Source organism: Duganella sp. 3397 (assembly GCF_031456625.1).
GTDB lineage: Bacteria > Pseudomonadota > Gammaproteobacteria > Burkholderiales > Burkholderiaceae_D > Rugamonas > Rugamonas phyllosphaerae.
Genome location: NZ_JAVDVB010000001.1, coordinates 905,423 through 919,785, shown reverse-complemented (window position 1 = coordinate 919,785; position 14,363 = coordinate 905,423). Strand labels below are relative to the sequence as shown.

Annotated in this window: 8 protein-coding genes; 5 read left to right on the top strand and 3 right to left on the bottom strand. The window is 66.6% G+C overall.

Features of this window, described 5'->3' with window-relative positions; genetic code table 11:
• The first annotated feature begins 135 nt into the window (after nt 1-135).
• Both J2X54_RS04045 and J2X54_RS04040 read left to right on the top strand, forming a co-directional pair.
• Entirely contained in the window at nt 136-2,028 is a 1,893-nt protein-coding gene (locus tag J2X54_RS04045; RefSeq protein ID WP_310178136.1) for an autotransporter assembly complex family protein, read from the top strand.
• A complete protein-coding gene (locus tag J2X54_RS04040) occupies nt 2,028-6,572 on the top strand; it encodes a translocation/assembly module TamB domain-containing protein (RefSeq protein WP_310178133.1) in 4,545 nt (1,514 codons plus the stop codon). Before J2X54_RS04045 ends, J2X54_RS04040 begins: the two co-directional genes overlap by 1 nt.
• Here J2X54_RS04040 and J2X54_RS04035 read toward each other — a convergent pair.
• Nucleotides 6,569-9,037 carry a prolyl oligopeptidase family serine peptidase gene (locus J2X54_RS04035; protein ID WP_310178130.1) on the bottom strand — a complete coding sequence of 823 codons (2,469 nt, stop codon included), beginning with the start codon at nt 9,035-9,037 and terminating at the stop codon, nt 6,569-6,571. The genes J2X54_RS04040 and J2X54_RS04035 overlap by 4 nt on opposite strands.
• A gap of 154 nt (nt 9,038-9,191) precedes the next feature.
• Here J2X54_RS04035 and J2X54_RS04030 point away from each other — a divergent pair, with 154 nt between their 5' ends.
• The gene (locus tag J2X54_RS04030) at nt 9,192-9,719 is read left to right on the top strand and encodes a hypothetical protein (RefSeq protein ID WP_310178127.1); all 528 of its coding nucleotides are present in this window, start codon (nt 9,192-9,194) and stop codon (nt 9,717-9,719) included.
• A gap of 10 nt (nt 9,720-9,729) precedes the next feature.
• Here J2X54_RS04030 and J2X54_RS04025 read toward each other — a convergent pair whose 3' ends face one another.
• Nucleotides 9,730-10,581 (bottom strand): alpha/beta fold hydrolase, encoded by an 852-nt coding sequence (locus J2X54_RS04025; protein ID WP_310178123.1) that lies wholly within the window; start codon nt 10,579-10,581, stop codon nt 9,730-9,732.
• Nucleotides 10,582-10,680: 99 nt separating this feature from the next.
• On the opposite strand from J2X54_RS04025, the gene J2X54_RS04020 reads away from it, so the two are divergent.
• Together J2X54_RS04020 and J2X54_RS04015 are read left to right on the top strand one after the other, a co-directional pair.
• Nucleotides 10,681-11,202 carry a DUF2975 domain-containing protein gene (locus J2X54_RS04020; RefSeq protein WP_310178120.1) on the top strand — a complete coding sequence of 174 codons (522 nt, stop codon included), beginning with the start codon at nt 10,681-10,683 and terminating at the stop codon, nt 11,200-11,202.
• Nucleotides 11,202-11,438, top strand: a complete 237-nt coding sequence (locus J2X54_RS04015) for a helix-turn-helix transcriptional regulator (RefSeq protein WP_070247332.1) — start codon at nt 11,202-11,204, stop codon at nt 11,436-11,438. The genes J2X54_RS04020 and J2X54_RS04015 overlap by 1 nt, the downstream gene beginning before the upstream one ends.
• A gap of 36 nt (nt 11,439-11,474) precedes the next feature.
• On the opposite strand, the gene J2X54_RS04010 is transcribed toward J2X54_RS04015, so the two are convergent.
• Nucleotides 11,475-14,360, bottom strand: coding sequence for an ATP-binding protein (locus tag J2X54_RS04010; RefSeq protein ID WP_310178114.1), 2,886 nt, complete (start codon nt 14,358-14,360; stop codon nt 11,475-11,477).
• Nucleotides 14,361-14,363 lie beyond the last annotated feature (3 nt).

The following is a 14,363-nucleotide window of genomic DNA, read 5'->3' as shown; positions in this document are numbered from 1 at the left end:
ATGCGGTGAACGCACTACCCCTGATGGAGTCTCATGTTACCGGCATCGCCCGCAAATAAATCGGCAAGACCACGAATTTTGGCACATCTTGTGACAAAAGTATCCGTGCTGCTTGCAACAACCGCAGTTACGGCCGTGGTTCCCTCGTTGGCGCTGGCCCAGGACGCGCAAACCGCCCCTGCCGCTATCCCTGCCAATGACTCTGCCACGCCCCCCGCCGCAGTCCCTGCCAGCGACGCCACCGTGGCCGCCAACGCCGCGCCGGTCATCATCAAGTACACCGTGCGCGTCGATGCGCCCGGCGACTTGAAAGAACTGCTGGAAGATAACCTCGACCTCGAACGCTTCCGCGACAGCCCGCGCATGACGCGCGAACAACTGTTCCGCCTGGTGCGCGCCGCGCCCGAGCAGATCCGCACGCTGGTCTCCACCAGCGGCTACTACACGCCCGAAGTCTCGGTGACGTTCGACCGCGCAGCCACGCCGGCGGTGGTCGATGTCAAGGTAGTGCCGGGCGAACCGGTACGCGTGGGCGAGACCGACCTGGTCCTGGAGGGCTTTGCCCCCAATCCCGAGCAGCCGGCCGACAAGCAGTTCGACGCCACCACGCTCAAGGCCAGCTGGCCGCTCAAGAAAGGCGCCGTGTTCCGCCAGGACGAGTGGGAAGGCGCCAAGCGCGCCATCCTGCGCCAGGTGGTGCAAACCCGCTATCCGCGTGCGCAACTGACCGACAGCCGCGCCACGGTGGACCCCGAAGAACACGTCGCCAACCTGCGCGTGGTGCTCGACAGCGGCCCCGAGATGCGCTTCGGCGACTTGCGCATCGAGGGCCTCAAGCGCTACCCGGACACCGTGGTGCGCAACCTCAACCCGATCAAGCCCGGCGACTATTACAGCGAGGCGGCGTTGCAGGCCTACCAGTCCAAGCTGCAGGACACCGGCTACTTCGCCAGCGTGGAAGTGAGCGCCGACCTCAGTGCGGTCCTCGACCAGCAGCTGGCCACCGCCGATGGCGCGCCCACCGATCCCGACGCCCCCGTGGTCGCCGCTGCCGCTGCCGCCAAGTCGATGGACCCACTGCCGCTGCTGGTGCGCGTGACCGAGAACAAGCGCAAGAATGTCAGCGCCGGTGTCGGTATCAGTACCAACACCGGTAACCGCGCTTCGCTCACCTACGACGACTTGCAGGTGTTCGGGCTGCGCATGAAAAGCGCGCTCACGCTCGAGACCAAGAAGCAGACCGCCAAGGCGGACATGTATTTCCCGATCACGCCCGAAGGCTACAACCACAGCATCGGCGTGACCTACGAGCGCAGCGACATCGCCGGCGAAGTCACCGCCGTGTCGAGCATCGCCGGCAAGCGCGCCTGGGGCACGCCGCTGCTCGAGCGCAGCTTCACGCTCGAACTGCTGTCCGAGACCAAGTCGGTGGGCGCCCTGCCCAAGGTCACCAGCAAGAGTTTGCCGCTCACGTACGCGGTCACCTGGCGCCGGCTCGACAACCTGCTGCTGCCCACCAAGGGCTATGCCATCAACGCCCAGATCGGCGGCGCGGTGCTGCCCGTGCTCACCGATGAAAAATTCGTCCGTGGCTACCTGCGCGGCGTGTACTACAAGCCGTTCGGCGCCAGTTCCAACATCATCCTGCGCGCCGAAGCCGGTGCGCTCGGCTCGGGCAGCAAGAACGGCGTGCCGTCGGTGTTCCTGTTCCGCGCTGGCGGCGACCAGTCGGTGCGCGGCTATGCGTACCAGGAGCTGGGCGTCAAAGAAGGCGACGCCACCATTGGCGGGCGTTACCTGGCCACGGCCAGCGCCGAATACCAGTACTGGTTCAAGCCCACCTGGGGCGCGGCCGTGTTCTATGACGCCGGTAATGCCGGCGACCGGGTCAAGGACCTGCATCCCAAGTCCGGCTACGGCGTGGGCGCGCGCTGGAAAAGCCCGGTCGGTCCGCTCAATGTCGACGTGGCATATGGCCACGCGGTTCAAAAATATCGTTTGCACTTCTCGCTGGGATTCACTTTCTGATGTCCGACCAACTTAACCACGATTCCCAGGACACTGCGCCGGCGCCGGAAAAAAAACGCCGCTGGCCGCGCCGCGTGTTCATCTCGCTGATGGTGCTGGTGCTGCTGCTTGGCGGCGCCTTCTGGCTGCTCGGCCGCGAATCGACCTTGCAGCAGCTGGTGCAGCGCGTGGCCAGCGCCAGCGGCGGCAGCATTTCCGTCACCGGCGTTACCGGCTCGCTGTACCACCGCATGCATATCGGCCAGCTGGTCTATAAAACCCCCGACAGCACCGTCACCGCGCAAAGCATCGACATCAACTGGTCGCCGTTGCAGTATTTTTCCGAAGGCCTGCAAATCAGCGAGCTGCACGTGGTCAGCCTGACCGTGCGCAGCACCGGCAAGTCCGATGAACCGACCACCATGCCCGCCTCGCTGGCGTCGCCTTTCCGCTTGAGCCTGTCCGATGCGCGGCTCGACAAGCTGGTGCTGGCCAGCGATACCGGCACCACCGTGATCGACAACCTGCGCTTTGCCCTGTACGGCGACAAGACCAGCTGGCACTTGCAGGACGCCTCGGCCAGGACGCCGTTCGGCCTGGCCAAGGCTGACCTGACGATTGCCGGCGCCCGTCCGTTCGCGCTCAAGGGCACGGCCTCGCTCACGCAGGCGCTGGTCGCCACGCCGGCCCCACCCGGCACCGCTGCCACGCCAGTGGGTCAGGCGCCTACCCCGGCCACCTTGACGTTGCAGGCCGGCGGCAGCCTGGCGCTCCTGGAACTGAAAGCCAAGGGCGACGCCGGCGCCGCCAGCGGTACTGCTGCACTGTCGCTGGCGCCGTTCGACCCGGTGATCCTGCGCGCCATCGACCTGGTGGCCCGCGACGTCGATCCGCACGGTTTCGACGCCGGCCTGCCGCCGGCCAAGTTCAACCTCAAGGTGCAGGCCTCGATCGCGCCCGACCAGAAACTGGCCGGCGAGTTCGAACTGCTCAACCAGGGCAAGGCCGGTCCGCTCGACCAGGACCTGCTGCCGCTGGAAGTGTTCCGCGGCCGCCTGGGCGGTACGCTCACCGCGTCCACGCTCGACAACGTGCTGCTCGACCTGGGCCCTGCCGGCCACTTCAACGGCGGCGGCAATGTCGCGCGCACCGCCATCGACGGCGGCATCGACACCGCCAGCTTCAAGCTGCACACCGACCGTCTCGATTTGTCGCTGCTGCACACGGCCGCCAGCAGGACCGCCATCGGCGGCGACATCGTCGTGTCCAGCACCGCCACTACGCAAACCTTGAGCGCCAAGCTGGCCGACAAGGGCCTGCGCCTGGACGCCGACGCCACGCTGGCCGACGCCCTGCTGCAACTGAAGCAGCTGCGCCTGGTCGCCAGCAACGGTAAAAACAGCGGCAGCATCAACGCCACCGGGCAGATGAGCCTGAAGGACCAGCAGGCGTTCAGCGCCAAGGTGCGCACGCAGAACTTCGATCCGGCGGCGCTGGTACCGAGCTACCCGGCCGGCGACCTCAATATCGACGTCAACGCTGCCGGTCATATCGCTCCCGCATGGAAAGTGGCGGCCGACTTCCAGGTCAAGCCGAGCAAGCTGTATGGCCAGCCGCTCACCGGCGCCGGCAAGCTCAATGCCGACCCGGTCCACATCAGCGGCGTCGATGCACGCCTGGCCATGGGCCAGAACACCGCCACCGTCGCCGGCGACTTCGGCGCACCGGGCGAGCAACTGCGCTGGAAAGTCGATGCGCGCCAGCTGGCCGCCGTCAACCCCGACCTGATCGGCGCCATCAACGCCACCGGCGTGGTCACCGGCACCATGGACACGCCGCGCACCAGCTTTGACGCCGACGCCCGTGGCCTGGGCCTGGCCTCGGCCAAGCGCCCGGCCAACGACAGCGTGATCCACGCCAGCGGCGACGTCGCCATGGCCGGCAGCGCGAAAGTACCGGAACTGAACATGACCGGCACCGTGCAGCGCTTCAACCCCGCCGCTTTCGGCGCCGCGCAAGCCGGCGCCATCAACGCCGCCTTTACGGCCGACGCGCGCCTGTCCGCCGACTGGCGCGCCGGGCTGAACCTCACCTTGCAGCCATCGACCCTGTCGAACGCACCGCTGTCGGGCTATGCCAAGTTGTCGGCCAATGCCAAAGACATCAGCACTGCCGACATCGACCTGCGCCTGGGCGCCAACAGCCTGGTCGCCAAGGGCAGCTTCGGCAGCGCGCTCGATAAGCTGGACTGGAAACTCGACGCGCCGCAACTGGCGGCATTGGGTCCGCAGTTTGCCGGTATCCTGCGCGCCAACGGCACCCTGTCCGGTACCACCGCGCGTCCGGCGATTTCCCTGACCATGGACGGCAGCAAGCTGCGCGCGCCGGGCCAGCAGCAGGTCGAGAGCATCCGTGGCAGCGCCACCCTGGGCAGCACGGCTGCGGCACCGGCTGCATCGGCCACACGTACCGGCGCCGGCAATCGCGCAGTCGCGACGACTGCGGACGTGCCCCTGGTCAGCGATATCGAGATTGCCGGCTACGAATCGCCATCGATCAAGATCGCCAAGGCGCGCCTGCAAACGGCGGGCACGCGCAGCGCCCACACCATTACGCTCTCGGCCAACAACAGCGACTTCGACGCCACCTTGCGCGTCAAGGGCGGCTGGGCCAACGACACCTGGACCGGCGCCATCGACGCGCTGCAGAACAAGGGCCGCTTCGCGCTGGCGCTGGTGGCGCCGGCGCCGCTGCGCCTGGCGGCGCCTAGTGGCAGCGGCGTGGCCGGCCTGGCGCGTCCCGAGCAGATCGCACTGGGCACCACCACCATCAAGATCCGCGACGGCAGCGTGCGCATCGACAACCTTGAAAAGAATGGCGGCGCCTGGCGCAGCAAGGGCCAGGCCACGGCGTTACCGGTCTGGTACCTGGGCCAGTTGTCGGACGCGTGGCGCGACAGCGTGCGCGGCAACATGACCATCGGCGCCGACTGGGGCGTGAACCTGCAAGCCGGCGCCAAGAACAGTGCACCGGTGCTGGCCGGCGCGTTCCACGTGTTCCGCGAACAGGGCGACATCACCATCATCGGCGCCGACCTGTCGCAGCCGCTGGGCCTGAAAACCCTGGACGCGCGCGCCACCGTCAACGACGGCGCGCTGCGGGTGGAGCTCAATGTCGATGGCACCCGCGTGGGCCAGGCGCGCCTGGACGGCACCGCCCAGTTGCGCAACGGCCGCCTGGCCAACGACAGCCCGTTCACCGTGACCGGCAGCGCCAATATGGGTTCGCTGGCGTGGCTGGCGCCCCTGGCCGGCCAGCCAGGCCTGGAAATCGACGGCATCCTCAAGCTGGCGCTGGAAGGCAGCGGCACCATCGGCGCGCCGCAGCTGACCGGCGACATCAACGGCCAGAAGCTGGTGGTAAACCTGCCCGACCAGGGCATCAAGCTGCGCAACGGCGTGCTGCAGGCGCGCCTGACCGGCGACCAATTACAGCTGCAAACGCTGAGCTTCGAGGGCCAGCAGGGCCGCGCCCAGGCCGACGGCTGGATCCGGTACGCCGGCAACGAGGCGACCATGCAGCTCAAACTGAGTGCAGACAAGCTCGAAGTGCTGTCGCGCCCCGACCGCCTGCTGGTGCTGAGCGGCCAGAGCACGCTGGTGCGCGACGCCAGACACTTCCAGCTCGACGGCAAGTTCCGCGCCGACCGCGCCAATATCGAGCTCGGTGACGAGAACGCGCCTACCCTGTCGAACGACGTGGTCGTGCTGGGCAAGGGTGCGGCCGCACCGGCCACCAAGCCGGCCCAGGGCCTGCCGCTCAATATCGACGTCGAGGCCGACCTCGGCGACGCCTTCAAACTCAAGGGCATGGGCATCGAAACCGAACTGGCCGGCGCGGTGCGGGTGCGCATTACCGACCGCCGGCCGCCGCGCGTGAACGGTTCGATCCGGGTGGTGGGCGGCACGTACGCGGCGTATGGCCAGAAGCTGGCGATCGACCGGGGCGTGATCAACTTCACCGGCGCCTACGACAACCCTGGCCTGAACATCGTGGCCGTGCGCCGCCGTCCCGAAGGCGAGCCGCTGACCTTGACCAACGTGGAAGCCGGCGTGGAAGTGCGCGGCACGGCGCTGGCGCCATCGGCCAAGCTGATCTCCACGCCGACGGTACCCGACAGCGACAAGCTGTCCTGGCTGGTGCTGGGCCATGGCATCGAAAACACCGAGGGCAACGACATGGCGCTGTTAAGCACCGCTGCCGGCGCGCTGTTCGGCGGCAAGGGCCAGGGCAAGCTGGCCAACTCGCTGGGCCTCGACGAACTGGGCGTGGGCCAGGCTTCGGGGTCGGGCACGGCTGCGGGCGCTGCCACCGGACTGCAAAACACCGTGGTCACGGTGGGCAAGCGGATTTCGTCGCGCGCCTACCTGAGCTTCGAGCAGGGCGCCGGCACGGCCACCAGCCTGGTCAAACTGCGGTACAAGCTCAATCCGCGCATCTCGCTGCAGTTCCAGACCGGGACCAATAATGCGCTCGATGTGCTGTATAGCTGGGCGTTCGATTAAGGTGTGGCGTTCTTGACGTACTTGTCCAGCCACGCATTGGTCTCGTACAGCATGTGCATGATCGACTCCCGCGCCCGGTAGGCGTGGGATTCGTTCGGCAGCATCACCAGCCGCGCCGTCCCGCCCAGTCCCTTGATCGCCTGGAACATCCGTTCGCTCTGCAACGGGAACGTGCCCGAGTTGCTGTCTTCGGCGCCGTGGATCAGCAGCATCGCATCCTTGATGCGGTCGGCGTGATTGAACGGCGACATGGCCTGGTACACGGCCGGCGCCTGCCAGTAAGGCCGCTCCTCGGACTGGAAGCCGAACGGCGTCAAGGTGCGGTTGTAGGCGCCACTGCGGGCGATCCCGGCGCGGAACAGCCGCGTGTGCGCCAGCAAATTCCCCGTCATGAAGGCGCCGTACGAATGGCCGCCGATGGCCAGCCGCGCGCGGTCGCCCACGCCGCGCCGCACCACTTCTTCCACCGCCGCTTCGGCGTCCGCCACCAGCTGCGCCAGGTAAGTGTCGTTCGGCTCGTCGTCGCCGCTGCCGATGATCGGGAACGAGGGATTGTCGAGCACCGCATAACCCATCGCCAGGTAAGCAGCCGGGCCCCAGTAGCTGACCGCATTGAAACGGTACGGCGAGCCGGTGGTCTGGCTGGCTGCGCCGGCAGATTTGAACTCCTGCGGGTACGCCCACATCAACAGCGGCAGCGGACCGTCGCGCACCGCGTCGTAACCGGGTGGCAGCATCAGGGTGGCGGTCAGCTCCACGCCGTCGTGGCGCGGGTAGCGGATCTGCTCCTTGTGGATGTCGCGCAGTTGCGGCGTGGGGTGCGGGTAACTGGTGAGCGCGCGCAGCTGGCGGTCGTCGGGCCGGGTCAGGTCGCGCAGGTAGTAATTGGGGCGTTCGAGCGGCGACTCGCGCGTGGTGAGCAGCAGCGTGCCGTCGTCATTGAGCACTGCCGCGACGTTTTCGAAGTACGGCGCCTGGCTCTGGAACAGCCGGGTCTTTTCGCGCGTGGTCAGGCTCAGGCGGTCGAGGAACGGGCGGTCGCCGTCGGGCGTGGCGCCGGCGCCGTCGAGCAGGATGGTGGTATTGGGGCCGATCAGCAGGCGCGGAAAACCGCTGGCGTCGGCGCGCATCACCGGTGAACCGGGACTGTTGTAGCGGTCCTCGTACGAACCCGAATGAATCAGTTCGGGCGGCGTGGACAAGTGGCCAGGGGCGATCATCCACTGCTTGTACTGGCGCGTCTTGTGCCAGCGTTCGCTGACCAGCGCCACGTCCTCGCGGCCCCAGGCCACGCCGCCATAACGCATGGTCAGGCGCGCCAGCACCAGCGGCGGCGCGTGAAACGGCGCCGCGTGCAGGTACACGACGTCGCGCACGCCGTCCTGCACCTCGTGCGCGGGGTCGCCGCCGTCCTGGGCCTCGGCCCAGACCAGTGACGCCGGCGCGTCGGCCCGCCACGAGACGTGGCGCACGCCGCTTGATACGGCATCGTTCCCCGGCGGCAGGCCTTCTTCGAGCGGCAGGTTGGCCACCGTGTGCAGCAGCATGCCGTGCAGGTCGCGCACTTCCACCCGTTCACCGAAGCTCGACGCGGTGACGATGTACGAGTAAGGACGCGTCACGCTTTGCGTGAGCAGGTACTCGCCGCCGGGCGCCACCGACGTGCGCGAGAACTGGCCCGGTTCGCCGATGGGACGGGCCTTGCCATCGACGCTCAGCAGCACCATCTGCACCGTGATGTAGTACTCGAACAGGCGCGCGTCGTCCTCGTTGCGCAGCAGGTCCTGGTAGGTACGCAGCTGGCGCACTGCGCCATCGGCTTCGCTGTCCTGCAGGATCGGGCCGATGGGCACGCCGTTCGTCTGCGGCGGCTGGCCGATGCCGACCGGGCGCCAGTGCACCAGCAGGCCGCTGCTGTCGGGCAGCCAGTTGAAGCCGCGCGTGAGCACCGCCGACAGCGGCTGCGGCGAGAGCTTGCGGGCGCGCCGCGCGGCGACATCGACCAGCCACAATTCCACTGCGCCGGCGTCGCCGTCGAGCGAGACGTGGGTAAACGCCAGGTGGCGCTGGTCGGGCGACCAGCTCAGGTCCGACAAGCGCAAGTCCGGCGGCAGGCCGGCAATCGCGCTTTCCTCGCGGCTGGCGATATCGAGCAGGGACAGGCCGGTGCCGAACGAAAAGCGCGAGCCGGCGCAGGTGCGCGGGTTGATGCGCAGGCCGGCCAGTTTCAGCTCCGGCTGCGCCACCTCGGCAATGCCGGGCAGCGCCGGGGTTTGCACCACGGCGGCGGTATCGCGGCGCGGACTCAGGCTCAGTGCCGGCGCCCGGGGCGCATCGACGATCGCTTGCAGCGGTGCGGGGGGCAGGCGGTAGCCGGTGTCGGATGCGCCCTGGTTGGGCGAGGCGGCCATCAGGCCGGGGTGGGCAGGTAGCGCGGTGGGCAACTTGGCGGGCGGTTGATTCATGGAGGTCCTTTCCAGTGGCCGGCGACGTGGGAGCAGCTGAAGTCCAGTTTGCCAGGTCGAGTGTGCTCATCGTACCGCGAATGTCAATCGCCGGGTACACCACTCTGGCGTACAATCGCTGTTCCCGAAAAATCGCTGTGGACAGATTATGGAAATGACTACTATTGTGCTGTTGCTGCTGGTGCCGGTGGCGGTATGGCGCATCTACTCGCGCCTGAAAGCCATGCTGGTCCGCACTCAGTCCGAACTGTGGAAGCACTACACCATGGCGGCCATCATGGCTGCCGCGCTGCTGATCCTGCTGGTGCTCTCGATCGGCAAGTGGCCGGCGCTGGGCGCGCTGGTGGCCGGCGCCGCACTGGGCGCGTATCTGGGCCGGCGCCAGTTTTCGCTGACGCGCCTGCGCAACCTGCCGGAAGGCTTTTTCTACACGCCCGACCGCCGCCTGCCGCTGTTGATCATCATGCTGTTCGTCAGCCGCCTGATCTACCGCCTGTTCGAGGCTTACCTGCATATGCACGACGGTATCGCGCTCGACCCGGACTTCCTCGGCAGCCCGGTCACCACCGTGGTCTTCGGCCTGCTGGCCGGCTTTTACCTGACCTACAGCGTGCTGCTGGTACGCTGGCACAAGAGCCAGACGCCGCTGCCAAAGCCGATCAATATCTTCGATATCAAGTAAATCATTCAACTCATCGGGCCGGCAACCGGCCCAGAAAAGCGCAGTAGGCGGGCGGCACGGCGGCGTTGGTCAGTACATCGTTATGCCCGGCGCCCGCCACCATCAACAGCTGCTTCGACGGCGACGGCAGCGCTGCATACACCTGCCTGGCCAGCCGTGGCGGCGTGATCCTGTCCTCTTCCCCTTCCAGCACCAGCGCCGGTCCCGCGTACCCCGCCACCGTGGCGACGTTGTCGATACCCTGCAAGGCCGGATCGATTTCCAGGCGCACGAACGGCCACACGTACCACGGCATCCTCGCATTGCCCCAGTCGCGCACATTGGTGGTGGTCGATTCGAGCACCAGCGCACGCACGGCCGGCCGTTGCTGCGCCACGTAGGCGGCGACGAAACTGCCCAGCGACTGGCCATGCACCACCACCCTGCCCGGCTGGCGCGCGTTGACATGATCGAACACCCGCAGCGCATCGTCCTTGAGCGTGGCGATGGTGGGCGTGCCGGTGCTGCGGCCATAGCCGCGATAGTCGAATATGGTCACCTCGGCCACCTGGCCGGTGCAGGACTCGAACGCACCCAGTACGCCAGCGCCATGGCGGTCGAGGTGAAAGGCATTGCCGCCGAAGTACAGCACGGTCAAGCCGGTAACGGCGCGCGTGGCTTCGACGCCGCCCAATTGTGCGTCTGCCACCGGCAGCGATACCGCGTCCACTTGCCACGCCGGTGCGCTGGCGCTATCGAGCCGCGTCCTGGGCGGCGGGTCTTCGGGCCGGTCGGCGCGCAGCACATCACGCTCGCCCACCTGCATTGCGCAGCCCGATAAACCGACCATGATTGCCACTATCCCTGCCACGACTCGCTGCATGCCTGCTCCTGTTTTATTGACGGTACAATTGACTCAATTCAATATACAACAACAATTACTTACTGTAAAACGATAAATAATTAACCCAATACAATCAATATGAACATTACCCTGATCCGCTGCCTGCTGTGGCTGTGCGTGGCCGTGCAAGCGGCCTTCTTTTTCTTTGCCTGGACCACGTTCGCGCCGGCCATCGGCAGCATGACCATCGACGTCACCGCCAACGGCGTCAGTACCGCCACCAAGCTGGGCTTGACGACCGCCCAGCGCGCGCTGGGCGCGGCGTTGGCGGCGCTGCCGGTGCTCGTTCTCGGTTACGGCTTGTGGCGGCTCGACCGCTTGTTGCTCAACTTCCGCCGCCAGGACCTGTTTACGCCGCAGTCGGTGGCGCACCTGCGGGCGTTTGCTGGCGCCACGCTGGCGGCGACCTTGTTGTCGATCGTGGAGCCGCCGCTGCGCACCCTCGGGTGGTGGCTGATCACCGGCGTCAAGTCGCCGCTGCAAATCGGGCTGACCGGCGAGCAGGCCATGCTGATCCTGGTGTGCGGCCTGTTCTACCTGGTCACGCGGATGATGCAGGAAGGCGGCCGGCTGGCGCAGGAAAACGAGGGCTTCATCTGATGGCGATCGTGATCAACCTGGACCTGATGCTGGCCAGGCGCAAGGTCAAATCGCGCGAGCTGGCAGCGTACGTGGGCATCACCGAGCAGAACCTGTCGCTGCTCAAGTCGGGCAAGGTGAAAGGGATACGGTTTGCGACGCTGGAAAAGATCTGCGAGCGGCTCGATTGCCAGCCGGGGGATATCCTCGAGTGGACGGTGGGTGGGGATGAAGATGAAGGTGGCGTCGAGATCTGACGCCACCTTCGGTTGAGGGTAGAAACCCGTGCGGGATCAGGCGGCCTTGGCGGTTGCCTTGGCGCCGGCTTTGCCATCGGCTTTGCTAGCGGCTTTACCAGCTTCCACGTCCGCCGCGCGCCGTTGCAGCACGAAGATCGGCTGCGCCCACTGGGTGTCCTTCTTCTTTTTGCTCGTAATGAGCGTCAGTTCCGAAGGATCGTAGACGTCGGTGTTGTGCGTGAGCGGCGTCGTCATCAGGTACTGGGCGTCGGTGTTTTTCAGGAACTCGCCGACCAGCTGGATGTTGCGGATATCCAGGTGGGCAAACGGTTCGTCGATGAACACGAAGCCGCCGGAGCCCTCTTCCGATTTCAGCAGCGCGATCAGGAGCACCAGCGACTTCATCACCTGCTGGCCGCCCGACGCTTCGCCGTCGTTCATGCCGATGATGCCTTTGCCGTCGAACTTGAAGCGCACGTGCAGGCCGGCTTGTGACAGCAGCACGTCGTCGTTTTCCAGCTTGACCGGATCGGCGTGCACCTCGATGCCGGCCAGTTCGCCGAGCTCCTTGATGTTCTTCGAATAGGTCTTGATGGTGTAGCGCAGCCGCTCCATGTAGGCCCCGCGCGCGTTGCCGGTCGCTTCGATGGCGCGGTTGTTCTGGTAGCGGCGCTCGTCGGTTTCCGACTGGCGGCCACCGAGCTGCTCGCTCAGGCGCGTGTACTGGTCGATCACGGTGGCATCGAGCTCCCAGTCGCTGCGGGCCAAACTGGCTTCGAGCGTGTGCAGGCGCAGCGTGACCTGGTGCGTGTTCTGGTGCTCGGCAACCAGCGCCAGGCGGCGCTCGAGGCGGCGCCAGCCCTTGGGCAGGTGGCGCCAGTTCTTGCGCAGCGTGAGCAAGGCACGCGCGTGGTCGGCGCGCTGTTCGATCTGGCGCTTGAGGTTCAAGCGCGTGCCCGCTTCCGCTTCCGACAGGGCAAAGCGCGCGTTCTGGCACGTGGTGTCGGCCCGTGTACGCGCCACCACGGCGGTCTTGATCAGGTTTTGCAGCTCGCCCAGGCGGCTGCCCACTTCCGTGCGCTCGGCACGCAGCGGTACCGCGTTGCGCGACGCTTCCTCGAACTCGTCGTGGCGCGCCGCCAGTTCCTTGGCTGCGTCCACCCCGGCCAGGCGGGTTTTCAGCGCGCTGATTTCCGACGCCAGCTTCGATACCGCCAAGGTCAGCGTATCTTCCTGCGCTTCCAGTGCCGGCAGCGCTTTCTGGATCGCTTCCATGCGCTGGGTACGGCCGGCCGTGCCGAAGCGGTAGCGCGACGCTTCCACGAACAGCGAGCGGCCACCGCGGCGTTCGCGGTGATAGGCCTCGGGCGTGATCCATTCGTCGTTGTTACCGAGCTTGGCGCCGGCATCGACGCTGTCCACGCGCGTGATGCGCGAGAGCTGCTCGACCAGCCACGAAGGCACTTTGGCGGCGAACTTCACCACCGACATCAGGCTATCGTCGCGGGTGGCGTGGGCGTTCACCAGGTCGGTGACGATGAAGTGGCGATAGCGCTCCTTTTCCGCCAGGCGGTACGCCGACGTGGCGTCGCCGGCTTTATCGAGCAGCACCACCGACGCGTAACCGCCCAACACGCCCTCCACCGCGCCTTGCCAGCGCGGATCGGTCACTTCGACGATGTCGGACAGCATGGCGTGGCTGATGCCGGCGTCGTTGAGCGCGCGGCGCATGCTGCGCTGCGCTTCCGGCTCCGGCATCGCGGTCTTGCCTTGCAAGGCCGAGATGGTGGCCATTTCGCCGGCGATTTTCGCGGCGACGGCATCGCGGGCGTTGCGCTGGCGCGCCAGCTCGATTTCCTTCTCTTGCAGCTGCTGCGCCACTTCGGCCAGGTCGGCGCCGGAATCGGCGGCCAGCTTTTGCAGGCGCGCCTTTTGCTCGAGCAGGCTGTCGAGCGGTTTGAGTTTGCCGTTGATCAGGTTCAGGCGCGATTGCAGCGACGTCGATTCCTGTTCCAGCACGGTCTCGTGCTGCTGCGCCTCGGTCAGCGCACGGGCGAAGTTGGTCACCGCGTGGCGCTTGTCGGCCAGCTGTGCGTCGGCCTGCTGCAGCGGTTTGCGAGCTTCGCGCAGCTGGCGGCTGATGTTGCCCTGCTTTTCGCGCGCCTCGTGGTATTCCAGCGTCGGCAGCGCTTCCTCTTGCAGGTTGCGGCGCTCCTTGTTCAGGTCTTCCCACTGGTGGTAATTGGCCACGCGCAGGCGCAGGCCTTCCAGGTTGGTCTTGGACGCGTCGAGTTCCGCCTCGAAGCGTTTCAGCTCTTCCTCGGTGTCGCGCTGGTGGCGCTTGGCTTCGTCGTAGGCGTCGAGCACCTCCTTGTCGCCGAACACCTGGAACACCAGGTCGAGCAGCTGGCGCGGTGCGTATTCGCACAGCTTGTCGGTCTCGCCCTGCTCCAGGGCCAGCACCTTGGCCATGGCCGGCGAGAGGCCGGCGTTGGCCAGGCGCTTGCGGTAGTTTTCCACGCCGAGCCAGTCGTTGCCAACGTCGCCGATGTCTTCGATCTGCACGTTACCGGGTCGCATCAGGTACTGGCGCTTCCAGTCGCCGCCGTTCTTCTGGATCTGGCAGAACAGCGTGACTTCGTCATCGCTGAAAAAACCGGAACTGCGGAACGGACGATTGGACAGCTGCTTGCCGACCGCCTTGTTGTCGACCACCGCACGCAGCCAGGCCGTCTGCTGGCCGCTGTGGCGTGCATAGTGTTTATAGGTGCGGCCCATCGAGCAATCGAGGCCGAACAGGGTGCGCAACGCGTCGAGCAGCGTGGTCTTGCCGGAGCCGTTCTGGCCGGCGATGGTGATGATCTTGGCGTCGAGCGGGATGTTCTTGATGCGCTGCCAGTAATCCCAGTGGACCAGCTCCAGCGATTTGATATGAAACATGGC